This window comes from Kitasatospora dryopteridis (genome assembly GCF_050749075.1).
GTDB lineage: Bacteria > Actinomycetota > Actinomycetes > Streptomycetales > Streptomycetaceae > Kitasatospora.
In genome coordinates this window covers 5,783,695-5,804,760 of sequence record NZ_CP192749.1, presented here as the reverse complement: position 1 = coordinate 5,804,760, position 21,066 = coordinate 5,783,695, and the positions used below count along the sequence as shown (strand labels likewise).

Below are 21,066 nucleotides of genomic sequence, written 5' to 3'. Positions count from 1 at the left end.
GCCCCTCCGGCCGGCACGGCCGGGGCGGGCGGTCACTCGTGGTCGAGGGCGGCCAGGATGTCGGTCAGCCGCTGGTGAACATCTTCGTACACCTCGGGGTGCGCCTCGGTGTCCACCCCGTCCAAGGCCCCCAGCCGGGCGAGTGCATCGTCCACGGCCGGGTGGCCGGTGCTCGCGGGCTCAGGCACCGCCGTCCTCCTTCGGGGCCGGGCGGCGGGTCACCGTCTTCTTGACCACCGTCTTCTTCGCGGTCGCCTTCTTCACCGCGGACGGCTGCGCCGCGGTGCGCTTCGCCGTGGCCTTGCGGGTGGTCGTCTTCTTCGCCGTGGTCTTCTTCGCCGTGGTCTTCTTGGCCGTGGTCTTCTTCGCCGCCGCCTTGCGCGCCGCGGCCGGCTGCGCGGACGTCTTCTTCGCGGGTGCGCGCTTCGCCGCCGGCTTCTGCGCAGTGGCGGCTTCCTCGGCACCGGCGGCAGGGCCCTCGGCGGCGTCAGCGGCCTCGGCGGCCTCGGCGGCGGGCGCCTGCGCGGCCGGCTCCGGCAGCGGCTCGGCGAACACCACCTCCGGCCCGGGCGCCCCGTCCACACCGTCGTCCCAGCCGTCGTCGAACAGGCCGTCCGCCCGGTTCCCCCGCTTCGCCGGGCCGCCGGCCGCGGGCTGCTCCTCGTCCTCGACCGCCCGGAGCCTGCTCTCCAGGTAGCTCAGCACCACGCCGACCTTCACCGCCTGGTCACCGACGCGCTCGAAGACCCGCTCGACCTCGCTGCGGGCCACCCCGACCGCCAGGTCCACCCCGGCCCGGCCGACGGTCACCGCCTCGTTCGCCAGGGTCTGCAGCGACTGCACGGACGGCGGGAGCTGCTCGGCGATCCGCCGCTCCACCGCCGCCACGTCCACCCCGCCGCGCTCCAGCAGGCCGACGGCCGCACCGACCACCCGGCGGCCCGCCTCCTCGGCGATCCCCGCCGCGACCACCACCACGCCCCGCACCGCATCACGCAGCATCCGAACGCCTCCTCCGCTTGCCCGGGTCCGCTCCGACGCTACCCCGTACCCACCCCGCGCCGCTGCACCGCCGGACCGGCCGGGACCCCGACCGGGTTAGCGTGGGGCGCACGGACGGCCGCCCGGCCGATCCTCAGCACGCAACGGGGAGCAGCACGCCGATGGCCACCGTCGAGGAGTGCCGCGAGGCACTGGACCAGCTCAGCCGCAACATGGCGGGCGCCGAGGGCGACGTCCGCAAGGCGGCCGCGATGGACCGCTCGCTGACCTGCCACCTGACCGACCTCGCCCTGACCTTCTCCGGCAGGCTGCGCGACGGCCGGATCGCCGATGTGGTGGAGATCCCCGGCCCGCCTCCGGCCAAGGCCGACATCCGGCTCACCATGACCGGTGACGACCTGGTCGCCATGGTCGGCGGCCGGCTGAACTTCGCCTCCGCCTGGGCCTCCGGCCGGGTCCGCCTCGAAGCCGGCTTCCGCGACCTGCTCCGCCTGCGCACCCTGCTCTGACCGGCCCCGCCGGCGACGGCACGTGGGAGCCCGTAAGGGGCGCGTGGGGGTACCTCCCGGCCGAAGCTGGGAGGTACCCCCACGCGCCCCTTGTCGGGCACCCGAACGGTCTCAGAACCCCAGCGCGGCGAGCGCCTTCCGCCCGTCCGACGGCGCGCCCTCCCGGTCCAGCGCCGTCCAGGACGCCGCGCAGAGCGCCCGCAGCCCGTCGTGGCGGTCGCCGGAGCCGTCCAGCCGCAGCTCCCCGTCCTGCGCGCGGGCCGTCCAGCCGCCGCACGCGTACCCGCCGTCCACCGCCGCGACCTCCGGCTGGGCGGTGAGCAGGCCGCGCAGGTCTGCGGAGAGGTAGGTCGGCCGGTGCTCGGCCGGTGCGGCCAGCAGCAGCGCGGGAGTCGTCACACCGGTGAAGACCAGCAGGCTGTCCACCCCGCCGTTGTGCGCGCCCTCGATGTCGGTGTCCAGGCGGTCGCCGACCACCAGCGGCCGCTTCGCGCCGGTGCGGATCACCGTCTCCCGGTGCATCGGCGGCAGCGGCTTGCCGGCCACCTCGGGCTCCGCCCCGGTCGCCGCGCGGACGGCGGCGACCAGCGAACCGTTGCCCGGGGCTATGCCGCGCCCGGTGGGCACCGTCAGGTCCGTGTTGGACGCCACCCAGGGCAGCCCCGCGGCCACCGCGTACGAGGCCTCCGCGAGGTCCTGCCAGCCGAGCGACGGGTCGAAGCCCTGCACGACCGCCACCGGCTCCTCGTCCAGCGAGCGGACGGCCACCAGTCCGCGCTCGGCCAGCGCCTCCACCAGCCCGGCACCGCCGCACACCAGCACCTTGGAGCCGGCCGGCACCTTGGCAGCGACCAGCCGAGCCGCGGCCTGCGCCGAGTTGACGACCTCCGAGGGCTCGGCCGGCACCCCCAGCTCGGTGAGGTGCTCGGCCACCACCCGCGGCGGCCGGGAGGCGTTGTTGGTGACGTACGCCAGGCGCATCCCCGCCTCCCGCGCAGCCGCCAGCGACTCCACGGCGTGCTCGACCGCCCGCGACCCGGCGTACACGACACCGTCCAGGTCGAGCAGCGCGGTGTCGTACTCCTCGGTCAGCGGGCGCACCGAGGCGCCCGGCGAGGTCCGCACCCGGGGGGCCGGTCCGGCCCCGGTGGCTCTGGCGGTCGTGGTGGTCGCGGTGGTCGCCCCGGTCGCGGTGTCCGTCATCGTCTGCTCGTCCTCGTTCCGTCCGTCGTTCCGTCGATCCGTCGTCATGCCCCGTCGTGCGGGCCGTCCGGCGGCGCCAGGTAGCCCGGCGCGCCCGGCAGCAGCGGCCCGTAGGCCCCCGCACGGGCGGCGAGCGTGGCTCTGGTCTGCCGCAGCGCCGCCCGGTAGTGGGCGTTCTCCGGCCGCATCGCGACCGCCAGTGCCAGGTGCTCGGCCGAGGACTCGAAGTCACCCAGCCGGGCCGCCGCCACGCCCCACCCGAACTGAGCGTAGTCGTCCGACGGATCGGCCAGCGCCACCGTCCGGAAGCTGTCCAGGGCGGCCGCGTACGACCCCGCGTCGTACTGCGCACGGGCGAGCGCCTCCCGGATCGACCGCGACCCGGGCTCCGCCTCCGCCGCCCGCGCCAGCAGCTGCACCGCCGCCGCCGGGTGCCGCTGCTCCAGCAACTGCACACCGCGCCGGAACCAGTCGTACACGTCGCCCTCCGGCACACCCGTGCCCTCGGTCCCGTCCACCCGCTCCTGGCCACCGCTCATGCGTACCTCGCTCCCCGGTCGCGGCCCGGCCCGGCGACGGCACCGGGCACTGCCTCTCCCACGCTCTGCCAACACGGACTACGAGGGGAACATGCCCGCATCCTGCGGTGGTTTCCCCTCCGGCCGGACAGGCGCCGACGCCGGCGGTGTGTGCACCGATACCGATACGGAGGGACGCCGCCGCGCCTGCTGAGATCCTGTACGTGAACACCGGCCCCCCGATCGGAGGCAGGGGTTTCCACGCGAGGAGATTCGATGAGTGCACCCAGTGCGGACAGCGGAGCCGCGGCTCCGGCGGGCGGACCCGGCGACCCCGGTCACGTCGCGACCGCAGGGCTGTCCCTGTCCCCCTTCCGCGGCCTGCGGTACGTCCCCGACCGGGTCGGTACCCTCGCCGCGGTCACGTCGCCCCCGTACGACGTGGTCGACCCCGGACGCCGGCTGGACCTGGAGACCGCCGACCCGCACAACGTGGTCCGGCTGATCCTGCCGCGCCCCGAGCCCGAGGACAGCGGCGACCGCCCCGACCGCGACACCCGCTACCGGCACGCCGCCCGGCTGCTCGCCGAGTGGCAGCAGGAGGGCGTCCTCGCCCCCGACCCGGCACCCGCCCTGTACGTCTACGAGCAGCGCACCCACGAGCCCGGCGGCGGCTCCCTGCAGCGCGGCCTGATCGGCGCCCTCGCCGTCAGCGGCCGCGAGGCCGGCGTGGTGCTGCCGCACGAGGACGTCATGCCCCGGCCGGTCGCCGACCGGGTGGGCCTGATGCGCACCACCCGCGCCAACCTGGAGCCGCTGCTGCTCACCTACCGCGGCAACGGCGGCGCCGCGGGCGTCGTCGAGCGGGCGGCCGCCGGCGAGCCGCTGCTGGCCACCACGACCAGCGACGGCACCGACCACCGGCTGTGGGCGGTCACCGATCCCGCCGAGCTCGCCGAGGTCACCCGCGACCTCGCCACCTGCCGCGCGCTGATCGCCGACGGCCACCACCGCTGGGAGATGTACCTGCGGCTGCAGCGCGAGCACCGTCACCTGCCGCGCAGCCCGTGGGACCGGGGCATGGTGCTGCTCGTCGACACCGCCCGCTACCCGCTGCGGGTCCGGGCCATCCACCGCGTCCTGTACCGCCTCCCGGTGGCCGAGGCCGTGGCCGCGCTCGGCCCGCACTGGCAGGTCAAGGAGGTGCCCGGCCCGCTGGACGCGGCGCTGGCGGCCCTCGCCGAGGCGAAGCAGCACGGCGGCAACGCCTTCCTGCTCACCGGCGGCGAAGGCGTGTACCGCCTGGTCAGCGAGCCGGACGAGGAGCGGATCGCCGCGACCGTCCGCACCGACCGGCCCGAGGAGTGGCGCCGGCTGGACGCCACCGTGCTCCACGAGACCCTGCTGGAGCACACCTGGCACGTACCGGACGCCCCCGACCACATCGGCTACCTGCACACCGCGGCCGCCGCCGAGCAGGAGGCCGCCCGCAGCGGCGGCACCGCCGTGCTGCTGCACCCCGTTGCGGAACGAGTGGTCCGCAGGCTCGCCGAGCAGGGCGTCACCATGCCCCGCAAGTCCACGTCCTTCGGCCCGAAGCCCGCCACCGGCCTGGTGCTGCGCTCGCTCGCACTGGGCTGAGCCCGGCCGAACGGCACAACGACGGAGGGCCCCACCACGGACGTGGTGGGGCCCTCCGGCTTCGCTGCGGCGTCAGTCGCGCTTCGGCGCGTCCTCGTCCTCGTCCTCGTCCTTGGCCTCGACGTCGTCGACCTCGTCGATCTCGAGGTCGTCCTCGTCGTAGTACTCCTCGACGTCCTCGTCGTCCTCGTAGATCACCCGGTCGTCGCCGATCTCGTCGTGGGCGATCTTGCGGGAGGGGGCCTCGGACTGCTCGGCCGCCTCCTCCGCCTCGTCCTCCTCCAGGGCGTCGACGAACTCGAGGCCGTCGATCTCGGCCAGCCGCTCGGAGGCGTTGGTCGCGCCGTCCGTGTCGGCCTCGGCCGCCTTGGCGAACCAGTCGCGGGCCTCCTCGCCACGGCCGGCGGCGATCAGCGCCTCCGCGTACGCGTAGCGCAGGCGGGCGGTCCACGGCTGGACCGAGTTGGAGGCCAGCTCCGGGCTCTGCAGGGTCACGACCGCGGCGTCGTACTGCTCCATGTCGCTGCGGGCACCGGCGGCGACCAGGCGCATCTCGACCTGGCCGGCCTTGTCCAGCTGCTTCACCTCGGGCTCGCCGGCCATCGCCAGCGCACGCTCCGGACGGCCCAGGCCGCGCTCGCAGTCCGCCATCACCGGCCACAGGTCCGCACGGCCCGTCATCCGGCGGGCGGCACGGAACTCGGTCAGCGCCTCCGAGTAACGCTGCGTCATGTAGGAGGCGAAACCGGCCGCCTCACGGACGCTCGCAACGCGCGAGGCCAGCCGCAGCGCGACCCGCGAGTACTTGTAGGCCTCCTCCGGCTCGCTGTCGAGCAGGCGGGCGACCATCACCAGGTTGCGGGCGACGTCGTCCGCGAGGGTCTTCGGCAGGCTCTTCAGGTCCTGGCGCACATCGGCGTCGATCTCGAACCCGGTGACCTCGTCCGGGATCGGCAGCCGCTGGACGGGCTCCTGGCTGCCACGGCGGTCGTCGTAGTCCCGACGGTCGTCACGGCGCCCCTCGAAGCGGCCGCCGCGGTCACCCCGGTCGCCGTACGGCCGGCCACCGCGGTCGTCACGACCCCGGTAGCCGCCACCCGACGGACGGTCGCCGTAGGAGGGGCGGTCGTCGCGACGCGGACGGTCCCCGTACGACGGGCGGTCGTCACGACGGAACTCCCCACGCGGGCGGTCGCCGCCGCGCTCACGGTCACCGTAGGAGGGACGGTCGTCGCGACGCGGACGGTCCCCGTACGACGGGCGGTCGTCACGACGGAACTCCCCACGCGGGCGGTCGCCGCCGCGCTCACGGTCACCGTAGGACGGACGGTCGTCGCGACCGCGGTAGCCGCCACCGGACGGGCGGTCGCCGTAGGAGGGGCGGTCGTCACGGCGCGGACGGTCACCGTACGACGGACGGTCGCCGCCGCGGTTGAAGTCACCACGCGGGCGGTCGCCGTACGACGGACGGTCGCCGCCACGCGGACGGTCCCCGTACGACGGGCGGTCGTCACGACGGAACTCCCCACGCGGGCGGTCGCCGCCGCGCTCACGGTCACCGTACGACGGACGGTCATCGCGGCCGCGGTAGCCGCCACCGGACGGACGGTCGCCGTAGGAGGGACGGTCGTCACGGCGCGGACGGTCACCGTACGACGGACGGTCGCCGCCACGCGGGCGGTCACCGTACGACGGACGGTCGCCACCACGCGGGCGGTCGTCACGGCGCTCACGGTCACCGTACGACGGACGGTCGCCGCCGCGGTTGAAGTCACCACGCGGACGGTCTCCGTACGAGGGGCGGTCGCCGCCACGCGGACGGTCGCCGGACGGACGGTCGCCGTAGGACGGGCGGTCATCACGGCGCGGACGGTCGCCGTAGGACGGGCGGTCATCACGACGCGGGCGGTCACCGGACGAGGGACGGTCGTCGCGACCGCGGTAGCCGCCACCGGACGGACGGTCACCGTACGACGGACGGTCGCCGCCACGCGGGCGGTCACCGTACGACGGACGGTCATCGCGGCCGCGGTAGCCGCCACCGGACGGACGGTCGCCGTACGACGGACGGTCGTCACGACGCGGACGGTCACGGTCGTCTCGGCGGTAGCCGCCCTCACCGCGGTCGTCACGGCGCGGGCCGCGGTCGCGGTCGTTCGACCAGCCCCCGCGCGACCGGGGCTGGTAGCCGCGGCCGTCGTCCGATCGACGCTCGGGACGGTCCTGGGGCGGGTTCGACATTCCGGTGACTCCTTCTGCTGCTTCAGCTCAGCCGTTTCGACGTCCGTCGGCAGCGACACCAACGCCCTCTACGGCCCGGTGCCGGCCCTACGGCCAGGCACCTCTTCCATTGTCCGGCATCGGGTGCCGAGCCGCGTCCGGGCTCGAACTCCCTTGCCGTGGTTGCTCGTTCGTGTCCGCGAAAAACACAAAAGGCCGCGGCCCCAGCGAATCGCTGGGGCCGCGGCCTTTGAAGAATTGTTCGGCGGCGTCCTACTCTCCCACAGGGTCCCCCCTGCAGTACCATCGGCGCTACGAGGCTTAGCTTCCGGGTTCGGAATGTGACCGGGCGTTTCCCTCGTGCTATGACCACCGAAACCCTATCGGGTATTCAGCGAAACACACTTTTCAGTTGAATAAGTGTTACTTCGTTCGCCGGCGATAGCTGTTCGCTACCCGGGAACCACACAGTGAACGCGAGCGTCTGAGGACAAGCCCTCGGCCTATTAGTACCGGTCAACTCCACCCCTCACGGGGCTTCCATATCCGGCCTATCAACCCAGTCGTCTACTGGGAGCCTTACCCTCTCCAGGAGGTGGGAGTGCTCATCTCGAAGCAGGCTTCCCGCTTAGATGCTTTCAGCGGTTATCCCTCCCGAACGTAGCCAACCAGCCATGCCCTTGGCAGGACAACTGGCACACCAGAGGTTCGTCCGTCCCGGTCCTCTCGTACTAGGGACAGCCCTTCTCAACACTCCTACGCGCACAGCGGATAGGGACCGAACTGTCTCACGACGTTCTAAACCCAGCTCGCGTACCGCTTTAATGGGCGAACAGCCCAACCCTTGGGACCTACTCCAGCCCCAGGATGCGACGAGCCGACATCGAGGTGCCAAACCATCCCGTCGATATGGACTCTTGGGGAAGATCAGCCTGTTATCCCCGGGGTACCTTTTATCCGTTGAGCGACGGCGCTTCCACAAGCCACCGCCGGATCACTAGTCCCTACTTTCGTACCTGCTCGACCCGTCAGTCTCACAGTCAAGCTCCCTTGTGCACTTACACTCAACACCTGATTGCCAACCAGGCTGAGGGAACCTTTGGGCGCCTCCGTTACCCTTTAGGAGGCAACCGCCCCAGTTAAACTACCCACCAGACACTGTCCCTGATCCGGATCACGGACCCAGGTTAGACATCCAGCACGACCAGAGTGGTATTTCAACGTCGACTCCACCCAAACTGGCGTTTGGGTTTCAAAGTCTCCCACCTATCCTACACAAGCCGAACCGAACACCAATATCAAGCTATAGTAAAGGTCCCGGGGTCTTTCCGTCCTGCTGCGCGAAACGAGCATCTTTACTCGTAATGCAATTTCACCGGGCCTGTGGTTGAGACAGTCGAGAAGTCGTTACGCCATTCGTGCAGGTCGGAACTTACCCGACAAGGAATTTCGCTACCTTAGGATGGTTATAGTTACCACCGCCGTTTACTGGCGCTTAAGTTCTCAGCTTCGCCCGACCGAAATCGGACTAACCGGTCCCCTTAACGTTCCAGCACCGGGCAGGCGTCAGTCCGTATACATCGCCTTACGGCTTCGCACGGACCTGTGTTTTTAGTAAACAGTCGCTTCTCGCTGGTCTCTGCGGCCACCCCCAGCTCGGAGTGCAAGACTCGTCACCGGGGCTGGCCCCCCTTCTCCCGAAGTTACGGGGGCATTTTGCCGAGTTCCTTAACCACAGTTCACCCGAACGCCTCGGTATTCTCTACCTGACCACCTGAGTCGGTTTGGGGTACGGGCCGCCATGAAACTCGCTAGAGGCTTTTCTCGACAGCATAGGATCATCCACTTCACCACAATCGGCTCGGCATCGGGTCTCAGACTATGTGTCACGCGGATTTGCCTACGTGACGTCCTACACCCTTACCCCGGGACAACCACCGCCCGGGCTGGACTACCTTCCTGCGTCACCCCATCGCTCACCTACTACCACCTTGGGCCGCCGGCTCCACCACTCCCCTTCACCCGAAGGATCCGGGGCGGCTTCACGGGCTTAGCATCAGAGGGTTCAGCGTTGGCGCTTCACAGCGGGTACGGGAATATCAACCCGTTGTCCATCGACTACGCCTGTCGGCCTCGCCTTAGGTCCCGACTTACCCTGGGCAGATCAGCTTGACCCAGGAACCCTTGGTCAATCGGCGCAAGAGTTTCCCACTCTTGTATCGCTACTCATGCCTGCATTCTCACTCGTGAACCGTCCACGACTCGATTCCTCGGCCGCTTCACCCGGCACACGACGCTCCCCTACCCATCCACAGCGCCGTTGGGCGTATTCTGTGAATGACACGACTTCGGTGGTGTGCTTGAGCCCCGCTACATTGTCGGCGCGGAATCACTTGACCAGTGAGCTATTACGCACTCTTTCAAGGGTGGCTGCTTCTAAGCCAACCTCCTGGTTGTCTCTGCGACTCCACATCCTTTCCCACTTAGCACACGCTTGGGGACCTTAGTCGGTGTTCTGGGCTGTTTCCCTCTCGACCATGGAGCTTATCCCCCACAGTCTCACTGCCGCGCTCTCACTTACCGGCATTCGGAGTTTGGCTAAGGTCAGTAACCCGGTGAGGCCCATCGCCTATCCAGTGCTCTACCTCCGGCAAGAAACACGCGACGCTGCACCTAAATGCATTTCGGGGAGAACCAGCTATCACGGAGTTTGATTGGCCTTTCACCCCTAACCACAGGTCATCCCCCAGGTTTTCAACCCTGGTGGGTTCGGTCCTCCACACGGTCTTACCCGCGCTTCAACCTGCCCATGGCTAGATCACTCCGCTTCGGGTCTTGGGCATGCAACTCGAACGCCCTATTCGGACTCGCTTTCGCTACGGCTACCCCACACGGGTTAACCTCGCTACACACCGCAAACTCGCAGGCTCATTCTTCAAAAGGCACGCAGTCACAGTCCGAAGACTGCCCCCACGGCTTGTAGGCACACGGTTTCAGGTACTATTTCACTCCGCTCCCGCGGTACTTTTCACCATTCCCTCACGGTACTATCCGCTATCGGTCACCAGGGAATATTTAGGCTTAGCGGGTGGTCCCGCCAGATTCACACGGGATTTCTCGGGCCCCGTGCTACTTGGGAAATAGGCAAGCAAGCCGCTGATGTTTCGTCTACGGGGGTCTTACCCTCTACGCCGGACCTTTCGCATGTCCTTCGACTACACCAACGGTTTCTGACTCGCCGACCGGCCGGCAGACCGATCAAGCCCACTCCCACAACCCCGTCACGGCAACCCCTGCCGGGTCTCACACCATGACGGTTTGGCCTCATCCGGTTTCGCTCGCCACTACTCCCGGAATCACGGTTATTTTCTCTTCCTGCGGGTACTGAGATGTTTCACTTCCCCGCGTTCCCTCCACATACCCTATGTGTTCAGGTATGGGTGACAGCCCATGACGACTGCCGGGTTTCCCCATTCGGACACCCCCGGATCAAAGCTCGGTTGACAGCTCCCCGGGGCCTATCGCGGCCTCCCACGTCCTTCATCGGTTCCTGGTGCCAAGGCATCCACCGTGCGCCCTTAAAAACTTGGCCACAGATGCTCGCGTCCACTGTGCAGTTCTCAAACAACGACCAGACACCCACCCTCGGCAACCCGAAGGCTGCGTCGCATGGGACCGGCATCCACGAGGAAACCATCGTTCCCTCAGGACCCAACAGCGTGCCCGACCCACCCGGCGGTGATCCACGTTCCACGCCCCGAAGAGCAGTACTGGTGACCCCTTACCGTGTGTGCCGAATAGTCAACGTTCCACCCATGAGCGAGCACTCCGGAACACTCGTCCGAAGCTGCTGTGTGCTCCTTAGAAAGGAGGTGATCCAGCCGCACCTTCCGGTACGGCTACCTTGTTACGACTTCGTCCCAATCGCTGGTCCCACCTTCGACGGCTCCCTCCCAAGGGTTAGGCCACCGGCTTCGGGTGTTACCGACTTTCGTGACGTGACGGGCGGTGTGTACAAGGCCCGGGAACGTATTCACCGCAGCATGCTGATCTGCGATTACTAGCAACTCCAACTTCATGGGGTCGAGTTGCAGACCCCAATCCGAACTGAGACCGGCTTTTTGGGATTCGCTCCGCCTCGCGGCATCGCAGCCCTTTGTACCGGCCATTGTAGCACGTGTGCAGCCCAAGACATAAGGGGCATGATGATTTGACGTCGTCCCCACCTTCCTCCGAGTTGACCCCGGCAGTCTCCTGTGAGTCCCCGACATTACTCGCTGGCAACACAGAACAAGGGTTGCGCTCGTTGCGGGACTTAACCCAACATCTCACGACACGAGCTGACGACAACCATGCACCACCTGTACACCGACCACAAGGGGGCTGATATCTCTACCAGTTTCCGGCGTATGTCAAGCCTTGGTAAGGTTCTTCGCGTTGCGTCGAATTAAGCCACATGCTCCGCTGCTTGTGCGGGCCCCCGTCAATTCCTTTGAGTTTTAGCCTTGCGGCCGTACTCCCCAGGCGGGGAACTTAATGCGTTAGCTGCGGCACCGACGACGTGGAATGTCGCCAACACCTAGTTCCCAACGTTTACGGCGTGGACTACCAGGGTATCTAATCCTGTTCGCTCCCCACGCTTTCGCTCCTCAGCGTCAGTAATGGCCCAGAGATCCGCCTTCGCCACCGGTGTTCCTCCTGATATCTGCGCATTTCACCGCTACACCAGGAATTCCGATCTCCCCTACCACACTCCAGCCTGCCCGTATCGAATGCAGACCCGGGGTTAAGCCCCGGGCTTTCACATCCGACGCGACAGGCCGCCTACGAGCTCTTTACGCCCAATAATTCCGGACAACGCTCGCACCCTACGTATTACCGCGGCTGCTGGCACGTAGTTAGCCGGTGCTTCTTCTGCAGGTACCGTCACTTGCGCTTCTTCCCTGCTGAAAGAGGTTTACAACCCGAAGGCCGTCATCCCTCACGCGGCGTCGCTGCATCAGGCTTTCGCCCATTGTGCAATATTCCCCACTGCTGCCTCCCGTAGGAGTCTGGGCCGTGTCTCAGTCCCAGTGTGGCCGGTCGCCCTCTCAGGCCGGCTACCCGTCGTCGCCTTGGTAGGCCATTACCCCACCAACAAGCTGATAGGCCGCGGGCTCATCCTGCACCGCCGGAGCTTTCCACCCACCCCCATGCAGGGGCGGGTCGTATCCGGTATTAGACCCCGTTTCCAGGGCTTGTCCCAGAGTGCAGGGCAGATTGCCCACGTGTTACTCACCCGTTCGCCACTGATCCACCCCGAAGGGCTTCACCGTTCGACTTGCATGTGTTAAGCACGCCGCCAGCGTTCGTCCTGAGCCAGGATCAAACTCTCCGTGAATGATGACCCGTTATCGGGTGCACACTCGCGTTGAGCGGCACGGCAACCACCGGAATAGGGTGATCCCGCGCACTGCGTCCTCGCTGTGTTATTTCCAAAGGAATCTCCAACCGATCCGCGAAGGACCGGCCGGGGATGTCAACATATCTGGCGTTGACTTTTGGCACGCTGTTGAGTTCTCAAGGAACGGACACTTCCTTCGGACCGCCTTCCAGCGGACCCTCCGGGCGTTTCGCTCTTTCGTGTTTCCAGCTTATCAGATCCGCCATCCGGCGCTTTCCGACTCGCTTTCCGCCTTTCGGCGCCCCCGAACTCTAGCAGAGTTTTTCGCGCGCATTTCCCGCCGATTTCTCGAATGGGCATGCGACGGTCGACTCGTCAGAGAGGGAGGGGGCCGTTACCGGTTCGCAACCAGTTTCGGCGACTCGTCCAACGTTACGGCACCGGGCAGTGACCGTCAAACACGCGGGGCCGGATCTGGCTGGATCCGGCCCCTGTGGGGTGTCGTGGCAGCTCAACCGCACTGCGGTTCCGGCCACTTGACGTCAGGTCTGCGACCTCACTTCGCGGCGACCTCGACCGCGGCGAGGTTGCGCTTGCCGCGCCGCAGGACGAGCCAGCGGCCGTGCAGCAGGTCCGACTCGGCCGGCACGGCCTCCTCGTCGGTGACCTTGGCGTTGTTCAGGTAGGCGCCGCCCTCCTTGATGGTGCGGCGGGCACCCGAGCGGCTCGGGGCGAGCCCGGTCTCGACCAGCAGGTCGACCACCGGCTGCAGCTCCGCGACCGAGGCCTTCGGGACCTCGGCCAGCGCGGCGGCCAGGGTGGCCGGCTCCAGGTCGGCGAGGTCGCCCTGGCCGAAAAGCGCCTTGGAGGCCGCCACCGCACGCTCGTACTGCTCGGCGCCGTGCACCATCGTGGTGAGCTCCTCCGCCAGCGCCCGCTGGGCGAGGCGGGCGGCGGGGCGCTCGGCGGTGTCCCGCTCCAGCTGCTCGATCTCCTCGCGCGAGCGGAAGGAGAAGATCCGCAGGAAGTTGGAGACGTCCCGGTCGTCCGCGTTCAGCCAGAACTGGTAGAAGGCGTACGGGGTGGTCAGCTCGGGGTCGAGCCAGACCGTGCCGGACTCGGTCTTGCCGAACTTGGTGCCGTCGGCCTTGACGATCAGCGGGGTCGCGAGCAGGTGCACGGACTTGCCCTCGGCCTTGCGGATCAGGTCGCTGCCGGCGGTGAGGTTGCCCCACTGGTCGCTGCCGCCGGTCTGCAGGGTGCAGTTGTAGCGGCGGTTCAGCTCCAGGTAGTCCATGCCCTGGAGGATCTGGTAGCTGAACTCGGTGTAGCTGATGCCGGCGTCGGAGTTCAGCCGACGGGCGACCGCCTCCTTGGCGATCATGTTGTTGACCCGGAAGTACTTGCCCACGTCGCGCAGCAGGCTGATCGCCGACATGCCGGACGTCCAGTCCAGGTTGTTGACCATGCGGGCCGCGTACTCGCCCTCGAAGTCGAGGAACTTCGAGATCTGGGCGCGCAGGCGGTCCACCCAGCCGGCCACCGTCTCGGGGTCGTTCAGGACGCGCTCGGCGGTCGGCTTGGGGTCGCCGATCAGACCGGTGGCGCCGCCGACCAGGCCGAGCGGCAGGTTTCCGGCCAGCTGCAGGCGCTTCATGGTGAGGATCTGCACCAGGTTGCCGAGGTGCAGGCTGGGCGCCGTCGGGTCGAAGCCGCAATAGAACGTGACCGGGCCGTCCGCGAACGCCTTGCGCAGTGCGTCCTCGTCGGTGGAAAGGGCGATCAGCCCACGCCACCGCAGCTCGTCGACGATGTCCGTCACGGTCACGCTTCTCCTTCGGTCGCGTCCGGCGGTGTCCGCGGCCCGCCGTGGGCCCCGCGCCTGGACGACTCCAGCGTTCTAGAGAGTACGCGCATCGGGCCAGCGGGTTTCTGCACGGCCGCGGGGCGGACGGAAAACCCGTTGTTGCGGCGCCCGCCGCCGTTCACAGTGGACCCACCGCCGAGAGCGGCAGTGACGGGACGGCCGTGCCACTCGGCGCGGCCGCGCAGGGGAGGTGGCCGGAACAATGCGCAACACGCTGGTACTCAATGCGAGCTACGAGCCGCTGACGACGGTGTCGCTGAAGCGCGCCGTGGTGCTCGTCCTGCAGGACAAGGCAGTCGTCGAGCACGCCCATCCGCTGCGGATGGTGCGCGGTACCGGTGTGTCCGTCCCGGTCCCCCGGGTGATCCGGCTCAACCGCTACGTACGGGTGCCCTTCCGACAACGCGCCCCGTGGTCGCGGCGCGGTGTCCTCGTCCGCGACCAGCACCTGTGCGCCTACTGCGGGCGCCGGGCGACCACCGTCGACCACCTGGTGCCCAAGTCGCGCGGCGGCGCCGACAGCTGGCTGAACACCGTGGCCGCGTGCCCCGAGGACAACCAGCGCAAGGCCGACCGGACACCGGAGCAGGCCGGGATGAAGCTGCTGCGCCGGCCGTTCGAGCCGACGCCGGAGGCGACGCTGATGCTCGCCCTCGGCCTGCGCGACACCGAGATGCGCGAGCTCGCCGCCTGGCTTCCCGCGACCGCCTGAGCGGCGGCGTGCCCGGCCGTCGGCACGGGCACCGGGAAGTGAACGGCCGAGGGCCGGCCCGATCGGGGGACGGGCCGGCCCTCGGCGTGTGTTCCTGGCGTCAGCCCTTGGCCTGGAAGGCCGTCGCCGTGCCGAAGTTGGCCGAGTGCTCGGGCAGCACCACGACCTTGCCCGCGCCGGACAGCACCCGTCCGGAGCCGAGCAGCGAGCCCGTCCCCTGCGGGAAGGCGCCGCCCTCCGTCTCCGCGCCGCCCGCGACGGCGAAGCGGCTGATGTGCGCCGGCTTGTCGAGGCGCTCGTCGACGGCGAGCAGCAGCCCGCCGCCGTCCAGCCCGACCGCGCGGGACTTGCGCTTCTCCGCGATCGCGGTCGTCCAGGTCGGCTTGCCGGTGGCGAGGTCGTAGGCGGTGACCGCGGTGGCGATGCCGCCGTCGGCCGGGCCGACGGTGGTGACCAGGGTGTTCTCGTGGAAGAAGACCGTCGGGGCGACGTCGAAGGTGCCGCGGGCGGCGTCCAGCCGGCCGGCGTCGCCCGTGACGGGGAACTCGGCGGCCGGGTCGCCCTTGGGACCCCAGGCGAAGATCCGGTCGTCGGTGGGCTTCTCACCGGTGGTGGCGAAGACGGCGGGCTCGGCGGAGAGCACCGTCACCGTCTTCGGCTTGTTGTTGAGCCCGCGCCACCAGGTGACCTTGCCGTCGGCGGCGTTGAGCGCGACGGCCTGGTCGACGGGGGTGCTGTCGGCGCAGCTGCTGTGCAGCACCACGGTCGCGCCGGTCGCGCCGCCGGAGAGGCTGCAGAACTTGCCCTGGCCGGTGTACTGCCAGAGGTCCTTGCCGTCGGCGGAGGCCCAGGCGAAGACCTTGTCCTCGCCGACCGCGATCACCTTGTCGGCGAGGACGGAGACCTTGGCGTCGTAGCCGTCCTTGGTGTCGGAGAGGTTCTTCGTCCAGAGCGTCTTGCCGGTCTTGGTGTCGACGGCCGCGAGCACGGTGCAGGGGCTCTTCGGGTCGCTGCCGGTGCGGAACAGCACGCCGCCGATGCCGGCGGTGTTGACCGTCGGCGAGAGGCCGCAGGGGGCCGCGCCCTGGGAGGGGGCGGCGACCGTCCAGGTCGGCTTGCCGTCCGCGAGGGCGTACGCCTGCACGCCCGACCCGTCGGCGCGGACGACCGCGTCCGCGGTGATCCAGGCCCCGCCGAGGCTGTCGTCGGTGGGGGCGGCCTGGGCCGGCTTGGCCGTCCAGGCCTTGGCGTGGGCGACGGTGTAGGCGCGTGCGGCGGCCGCGTCCTCCCCGCCTGCGGAGCTGTCGCCGTCGTCGCCGCCGGTCGCCAGGATGCCGGCGGTGACCAGGACGGCGAGGGCGGCGGCTCCGGCGCCGGCCCGGATCAGCAGGGTGCGGCGGCCGGGCCCGTGGTCGGCCGAGACGACCGCCGTGGCGGCGGCCTTGGCGCGGTCGGCGAGCGAGGGCTTCCCCGCGGGTGCCCGGCCGGTGCCGTCCTCGGCATCGTCCCAGTCGGAGGTGACGGTGTACGGGCTGAGCGTGGCGGTCGCGGCCGGCTCGTCCGCGGCCTGCGGGAAGGCGGCCCGGTACGGGTCGGTCTCCGGGAGACCGGTCTCCGTGAAGCCTGTCTCGGGGAAGCCGGCGGGCAGGCCGGTCTCCTGCTGGTACGGCGTGTGGGTGCCGTATCCGGCGTCGGCGCCCGCGGGGGTGTAGACCGGCTGCTCGGGAATGCCCGCCGCGTACGGGTCCGCGGTCGTCGCGGTGCCGTACGCCGCGTAGGGATCGGTGTACTGGCCGGCGGCCGGGTCGGCGTACTGGCCGGCCCCGGCGTACGGGTCGGCCTGCGGCTGCTGCTCGTAGCCGGTGGCGTAGTAGCCCTGCGGGTAGGCCTGGGTGTTCTGGGTGCCGTCCCAGGCGGCCTGCTGCAGCGGCTGCTGCTGCCAGGCCTGCTGGTCGGCCCCCGCCTGGTACGCCTGCTGCTGGCCGGCCGCCCCCCAGGGGTCGGCGGGCTGCTCCGGCTGGGGCTGGTACCAGGTCTGCTGCTGGTGGTCGTGGCCGACGTCGGGCTGCTGCCCGGTGCCGTGCTGCGGGTACCCCTGGTCGTACGTCCGGGGAGGGTCCTGAGCCATGAAATCCGTCCGTCCCGACTGCTGCTGCAAGCGCCCAGCATCTCATGACGGCCCGAGCACCCCGCCGGAACGGGGTGCGCAGCGGGCTGACCGGGACTCAGGAGGTGGTGCGCAGCACTTCGTCGATGCGGCCGGCGAGGGTGGTGTCGAGGCCGGTGAGGCCGCCGGCGCTGTGGGTGGAGAGGGCGAAGCGCAGGGTGCGCCAGCGGATGTCGATGTCGGGGTGGTGGTCGAGTTCCTCGGCGGCGACGGCGACGGTGTCCACGACCCGGATCGCGGTCATGAAGCTGGCGGTCTCGGCGGTGCGGACGATCGCCTCGCCCTCCCGGTGCCACTCGGGCAGGGCGGCCAGGGCGGCGGTGATCTCGTCCTCGGTCAGCCGGGTTCGGCTCACGGGTGCTCCCGGGGGTCGGTGGCGGCCCCGCGGCGGGCAGGCGCCGCCGCGGGTGGTGCGTCTACCAGGAGCATAGGAAGGCGGCGGCCCGTGGGGCGGGCGACACTGCGCGGGGCCGGGGCGTTCCCCCGGCGGGCCGACGTGACGTCAGGCGAGCAGGAGGCGGGTGACGGCGGCCAGGCCGACGACCACGATGACGGAGCGCAGCACCGGCGGCGGGAGCCGGCGGCCCACCCGGGCGCCGATCTGTCCGCCGACGACGGAGCCTGCGGCGATCAGCAGGACGGCCGTCCAGTCGATCTCGGCGACGAAGAGGAAGAAGACCGCGGCGACGCCGTTGACGATCAGTGCGAGGACGTTCTTGGTGGCGTTGATCCGCTGCATGTCGTCCTGCAGCAGCATGCCCATCAGAGCGAGCAGCAGGACGCCCTGGGCCGCGCCGAAGTAGCCGCCGTAGACGCCGGCCAGCAGGACGCCGGCGAACAGCAGGAGGCCGCCCTCGGCGGTGCCGCCGCCGGTGCCGCGGCGGGCCGCCATCGCCCGGGAGACGCGGGGCTGGATCACCACGAGGACCAGGGCGCAGAGGATCAGCGCGGGGACGATGGCGTCGAAGGCCTTGCTGGGGAGCTTGGTCAGCAGGTAGGCGCCGGTGAGGCCGCCGATCAGCGAGGCGGTGCCGAGGCGGAGCAGGCGGCGGCGCTGGCCGGCGAGCTCGCGGCGGTAGCCGATGACGCCGCTGATCGATCCGGGCACCAGGCCGAGGGTGTTGGAGACGTTGGCGGTGACGGGCGGCAGGCCGAGGGCGAGCAGCACGGGGAAGGTGATCAGCGTGCCGGAGCCGACCACCGTGTTGATGGTGCCCGCTCCCACGCCGGCCAGCAGGACTGCCAGCGCTTCCCAGTACGTCATTCGCGATTCCCTCCTTCGGTCCTGTCATGAGGATCATGCCGGAGGAGTGGCCGGACCTGCCAGGGGTGATCCACGATCCGGACCGGCACGTGTCGGGCCCCGCGGGTCGCGGTGTCCCGCGGGGCCCCTTCCCGTGGTGGGCTACGCCGTGCCGGGCCGGACCCGGGCGGTCTGCTGGGCCAGCCAGTCGGCGAAGGGGAGGGTGCCGCGGGCGTCCGGGCTGGCGGTGGTGAGCCCGCCGGCGCGCAGGGCCCGGCCGATCGCGCCGGGCAGCGGCACGGGCAGCTGGAGGGCGCGGCGGCCGGTGACGGAGCGCCACGTGCGGGCGAGGTCCCGGGTGTCGACGGTCTCGGGGCCGGCGACCTCGATCCGGCCCAGCCGCGGCGGCTGCCCGGCGGCGTCGGCGACCGCGCGGGCGGCGTCGGCGCAGGCGATGGTCTGCAGCCGGGCCCTGGGCACGGGCAGCAGGCGGAAGCGGCCGAGCGCCGTGAAGGCCTCGCCGAGCAGCTCGTGGAACTGGGTGATGCGGACGACCGTCCACGGCACCGGGCCCTCGGTCACCGCGCGTTCCTGGGCGGTCTTGACCTTGTAGTAGCCGAGCGGCACCCGGTCGCAGCCGACGATGGACACGCAGACGTGGTGGCCCACGCCGACGGCGCGTTCGGCGGCGAGCAGGTTCCTCGTGCCGTCGACCAGGGTGCGTTCGGCGTCCTTGGTGGACGCTCGGCTGTTGCTGGCGTCCACGACGGCCTCGCAGCCGACCAGGGCGGCGGTGAGGCCGGCCCCGGTGGTGAGGTCCACGGGGTGGTCCGGCGAGCGGCGGCTGAGCACCCGCACCTCGTGACCGTGTGAGCGCAGTTCTTCGGTGACGCGGTGCCCCAGCGTCCCGGTTCCTCCGACGACGGCGATTCTCATGCCAGGGGGACGACGCAGCCCGCCGGAATGTGACAGACGGCTCCGGCCTGCGCCGATCCCCTTCGGGAGGCGCAGGCCGGAGGTGGTGCTGCAGGTGCTACGGCCGGGTCACTCGGGGTCGATCCGGGGGTACTCGCGGGTGGTCTCGGTGCGCGGGCGGCCGACGCTCTTGGTCTCGGTGTCGACCCGCGGGGCGGGTGCGGCGCCGTTGCCGGTCAGGCCGGTGAAGGCGCCGCCGAGGCCCTTGAGGGCGTCGCCGACCTCGCTGGGGATGATCCACAGCTTGTTGGAGTCGCCCTTGGCGAGCTCGGGCAGGGTCTGCAGGTACTGGTAGGCGAGCAGCTTCTGGTCGGCGTCGCCCTCGTGGATGGCCTCGAAGACGGTGCGGATCGCGGCGGCCTCACCGTCGGCGCGGAGCACCGCGGCCTGCGCCTCACCCTCGGCCTGGAGGACGGCTGCCTGCTTCTCACCCTCGGCGCGCAGGATCTGGGCCTGCCGGGCGCCCTCGGCGGTGAGGATCGCGGCGCGCTTGTCGCGGTCGGCGCGCATCTGCTTCTCCATCGAGTCCTGGATGGAGGTCGGCGGCTCGATCGCCTTCAGCTCGACGCGGTTGACGCGGATGCCCCAGCGGCCGGTGGCCTCGTCGAGGACGCCGCGCAGGCCGGCGTTGATGACCTCGCGGGAGGTCAGCGTGGACTCGAGGTCCATCGAGCCGATGATGTTGCGCAGGGTGGTGACGGTGAGCTGCTCGATGGCCTGGATGTAGCTGGCGACCTCGTAGGTCGCGGCCCGCGGGTCGGTCACCTGGTAGTAGATGACGGTGTCGATGTTGACAACCAGGTTGTCCGAGGTGATGACCGGCTGCGGCGGGAACGGCACGACCTGTTCGCGCAGGTCGATGCGGTTGCGGATGGTGTCGATGAACGGCACCACGATGTTGAGGCCCGCGCTCAGCGTGCGGGTGTAGCGGCCGAAGCGCTCCACGATCGCCGCGCTGGCCTGCGGGATCACCTGGATCGTCTTGATCAGTGCGATGAAGGCCAGCACGACCAGGACGACCAGCACGATGAGGACGGGTTCCACGTTTCTCCCCTAGACGACCAGGGCGGTCGCGCCCTGGATTTCGACGACGTCGACCTGCTGCCCCGGCTCGTAGACACTGCCGGGGTGGAGCGCGCGGGCCGACCAGATCTCGCCGTTGAGCTTGATCCGGCCGCCCTCCCCGTCGACCTTCTCCTGAACGACTGCCGTGGCGCCCTCGAGCGCCTCGATGCCCGTCTTGATCGCCGGGCCCTTCTGCAACTGGCGGTACGCGATGGGCCTGACGAACACCAGCAGCGCCACCGAGACCACGACGAACACCAGGAACTGCGGCACCACCCCGGCCCCGAGGGCCGCGGTGAGCGACGCGGCGCCGGCCCCGATCGCGAACATGGCGAACTCGGGCATCGCCGTGATCACCAACGGTATACCCAGGCCAACGGCGGCCAATAGCCACCAGATCCAGCTGTCCACGAAGCCATCCTAGGGAGGGGAACGCTTGTGACGCGTAGCTTCCCGCAGGTGAACAGGCGGAAACCGGTCGTACGTGCGGACGGCCCGGGGTTCAGCGGAGTTCAGTGGTTCAGGCCCGGAGCGGCGGACGGGCCGCGCACCCGCCCGAGC

Annotated in this window: 16 protein-coding genes and 3 rRNA genes; 3 read left to right on the top strand and 16 right to left on the bottom strand. The window is 69.8% G+C overall.

Going from position 1 to position 21,066, the window contains the following annotated elements; all coding sequences use genetic code 11:
- Window positions 1-32 precede the first annotated feature (32 nt).
- Together ACQ614_RS26150 and ACQ614_RS26145 are read right to left on the bottom strand one after the other, a co-directional pair.
- Window positions 33-188 carry a hypothetical protein gene (locus ACQ614_RS26150; protein ID WP_431681133.1) on the bottom strand — a complete coding sequence of 52 codons (156 nt, stop codon included), beginning with the start codon at window positions 186-188 and terminating at the stop codon, window positions 33-35.
- The gene (locus ACQ614_RS26145) at window positions 181-1,002 is read right to left on the bottom strand and encodes a histone H1-like repetitive region-containing protein (RefSeq protein ID WP_431681132.1); all 822 of its coding nucleotides are present in this window, start codon (window positions 1,000-1,002) and stop codon (window positions 181-183) included. Before ACQ614_RS26145 ends, ACQ614_RS26150 begins: the two co-directional genes overlap by 8 nt.
- A 161-nt stretch (window positions 1,003-1,163) precedes the next feature.
- On the opposite strand from ACQ614_RS26145, the gene ACQ614_RS26140 reads away from it, so the two are divergent.
- Complete coding sequence (locus tag ACQ614_RS26140) at window positions 1,164-1,511, top strand: SCP2 sterol-binding domain-containing protein (protein ID WP_431681130.1); 348 nt, start codon at window positions 1,164-1,166, stop codon at window positions 1,509-1,511.
- A 111-nt stretch (window positions 1,512-1,622) separates the two neighbouring features.
- Here ACQ614_RS26140 and ACQ614_RS26135 read toward each other — a convergent pair whose 3' ends face one another.
- Together ACQ614_RS26135 and ACQ614_RS26130 are read right to left on the bottom strand one after the other, a co-directional pair.
- Complete coding sequence (locus tag ACQ614_RS26135; RefSeq protein WP_431681129.1) at window positions 1,623-2,714, bottom strand: HAD-IIA family hydrolase; 1,092 nt, start codon at window positions 2,712-2,714, stop codon at window positions 1,623-1,625.
- 44 nt (window positions 2,715-2,758) lie between these two features.
- A complete protein-coding gene (locus ACQ614_RS26130; RefSeq protein WP_431681128.1) occupies window positions 2,759-3,253 on the bottom strand; it encodes a tetratricopeptide repeat protein in 495 nt (164 codons plus the stop codon).
- Window positions 3,254-3,508: 255 nt separating this feature from the next.
- Here ACQ614_RS26130 and ACQ614_RS26125 point away from each other — a divergent pair, with 255 nt between their 5' ends.
- Window positions 3,509-4,873 carry a DUF1015 family protein gene (locus ACQ614_RS26125; protein WP_431681127.1) on the top strand — a complete coding sequence of 455 codons (1,365 nt, stop codon included), beginning with the start codon at window positions 3,509-3,511 and terminating at the stop codon, window positions 4,871-4,873.
- 72 nt (window positions 4,874-4,945) lie between these two features.
- On the opposite strand, the gene ACQ614_RS26120 is transcribed toward ACQ614_RS26125, so the two are convergent.
- From ACQ614_RS26120 to tyrS, 6 genes are all read right to left on the bottom strand, one after another.
- Complete coding sequence (locus ACQ614_RS26120; protein WP_431684027.1) at window positions 4,946-5,830, bottom strand: hypothetical protein; 885 nt, start codon at window positions 5,828-5,830, stop codon at window positions 4,946-4,948.
- On the bottom strand, window positions 5,770-7,173 hold the full coding sequence (locus ACQ614_RS26115) for a hypothetical protein (RefSeq protein ID WP_431684134.1): 1,404 nt from the start codon (window positions 7,171-7,173) through the stop codon (window positions 5,770-5,772). The genes ACQ614_RS26120 and ACQ614_RS26115 overlap by 61 nt, the downstream gene beginning before the upstream one ends.
- Before the next feature lie 180 nt (window positions 7,174-7,353).
- Window positions 7,354-7,470, bottom strand: a 5S ribosomal RNA gene (gene rrf / locus ACQ614_RS26110).
- Between the two features lie 109 nt (window positions 7,471-7,579).
- A 23S ribosomal RNA gene (locus ACQ614_RS26105) occupies window positions 7,580-10,685 on the bottom strand.
- A 273-nt stretch (window positions 10,686-10,958) separates the two neighbouring features.
- A 16S ribosomal RNA gene (locus ACQ614_RS26100) occupies window positions 10,959-12,473 on the bottom strand.
- The 16S, 23S and 5S rRNA genes sit together here, the layout of an rRNA operon.
- Before the next feature lie 559 nt (window positions 12,474-13,032).
- The gene (gene tyrS / locus ACQ614_RS26095) at window positions 13,033-14,298 is read right to left on the bottom strand and encodes a tyrosine--tRNA ligase (RefSeq protein ID WP_431684026.1); all 1,266 of its coding nucleotides are present in this window, start codon (window positions 14,296-14,298) and stop codon (window positions 13,033-13,035) included.
- A 247-nt stretch (window positions 14,299-14,545) separates the two neighbouring features.
- Between tyrS and ACQ614_RS26090 the strand changes: the two genes are divergently transcribed.
- Window positions 14,546-15,055, top strand: a complete 510-nt coding sequence (locus ACQ614_RS26090) for an HNH endonuclease (protein ID WP_431681126.1) — start codon at window positions 14,546-14,548, stop codon at window positions 15,053-15,055.
- Window positions 15,056-15,155: 100 nt separating this feature from the next.
- Here ACQ614_RS26090 and ACQ614_RS26085 read toward each other — a convergent pair whose 3' ends face one another.
- From ACQ614_RS26085 to ACQ614_RS26060, 6 genes are all read right to left on the bottom strand, one after another.
- On the bottom strand, window positions 15,156-17,183 hold the full coding sequence (locus tag ACQ614_RS26085) for a PQQ-binding-like beta-propeller repeat protein (protein ID WP_431681125.1): 2,028 nt from the start codon (window positions 17,181-17,183) through the stop codon (window positions 15,156-15,158).
- 97 nt (window positions 17,184-17,280) lie between these two features.
- The gene (locus ACQ614_RS26080; protein WP_363501234.1) at window positions 17,281-17,577 is read right to left on the bottom strand and encodes a 4a-hydroxytetrahydrobiopterin dehydratase; all 297 of its coding nucleotides are present in this window, start codon (window positions 17,575-17,577) and stop codon (window positions 17,281-17,283) included.
- 147 nt (window positions 17,578-17,724) lie between these two features.
- A complete protein-coding gene (locus ACQ614_RS26075) occupies window positions 17,725-18,486 on the bottom strand; it encodes a sulfite exporter TauE/SafE family protein (RefSeq protein WP_431681123.1) in 762 nt (253 codons plus the stop codon).
- Between the two features lie 141 nt (window positions 18,487-18,627).
- Window positions 18,628-19,401, bottom strand: coding sequence for an SDR family oxidoreductase (locus ACQ614_RS26070; protein ID WP_431681122.1), 774 nt, complete (start codon window positions 19,399-19,401; stop codon window positions 18,628-18,630).
- Window positions 19,402-19,509: 108 nt separating this feature from the next.
- The gene (locus ACQ614_RS26065) at window positions 19,510-20,484 is read right to left on the bottom strand and encodes an SPFH domain-containing protein (RefSeq protein WP_363501243.1); all 975 of its coding nucleotides are present in this window, start codon (window positions 20,482-20,484) and stop codon (window positions 19,510-19,512) included.
- A 9-nt stretch (window positions 20,485-20,493) separates the two neighbouring features.
- A complete protein-coding gene (locus ACQ614_RS26060) occupies window positions 20,494-20,904 on the bottom strand; it encodes an NfeD family protein (RefSeq protein WP_363501249.1) in 411 nt (136 codons plus the stop codon).
- Window positions 20,905-21,066: the final 162 nt, after the last annotated feature.

Coding starts and splice junctions, on each gene's coding strand:
- ACQ614_RS26145 (WP_431681132.1), bottom strand. CDS start 1,002: ATGCTGCGTGATGCGGTGCGGGGCGTGGTGGTGGTCGCGGCGGGGATC.
- ACQ614_RS26140 (WP_431681130.1), top strand. CDS start 1,164: ATGGCCACCGTCGAGGAGTGCCGCGAGGCACTGGACCAGCTCAGCCGC.
- ACQ614_RS26135 (WP_431681129.1), bottom strand. CDS start 2,714: ATGACGGACACCGCGACCGGGGCGACCACCGCGACCACCACGACCGCC.
- ACQ614_RS26130 (WP_431681128.1), bottom strand. CDS start 3,253: ATGAGCGGTGGCCAGGAGCGGGTGGACGGGACCGAGGGCACGGGTGTG.
- ACQ614_RS26125 (WP_431681127.1), top strand. CDS start 3,509: ATGAGTGCACCCAGTGCGGACAGCGGAGCCGCGGCTCCGGCGGGCGGA.
- ACQ614_RS26090 (WP_431681126.1), top strand. CDS start 14,546: ATGCGCAACACGCTGGTACTCAATGCGAGCTACGAGCCGCTGACGACG.
- ACQ614_RS26085 (WP_431681125.1), bottom strand. CDS start 17,183: ATGGCTCAGGACCCTCCCCGGACGTACGACCAGGGGTACCCGCAGCAC.
- ACQ614_RS26075 (WP_431681123.1), bottom strand. CDS start 18,486: ATGACGTACTGGGAAGCGCTGGCAGTCCTGCTGGCCGGCGTGGGAGCG.
- ACQ614_RS26070 (WP_431681122.1), bottom strand. CDS start 19,401: ATGAGAATCGCCGTCGTCGGAGGAACCGGGACGCTGGGGCACCGCGTC.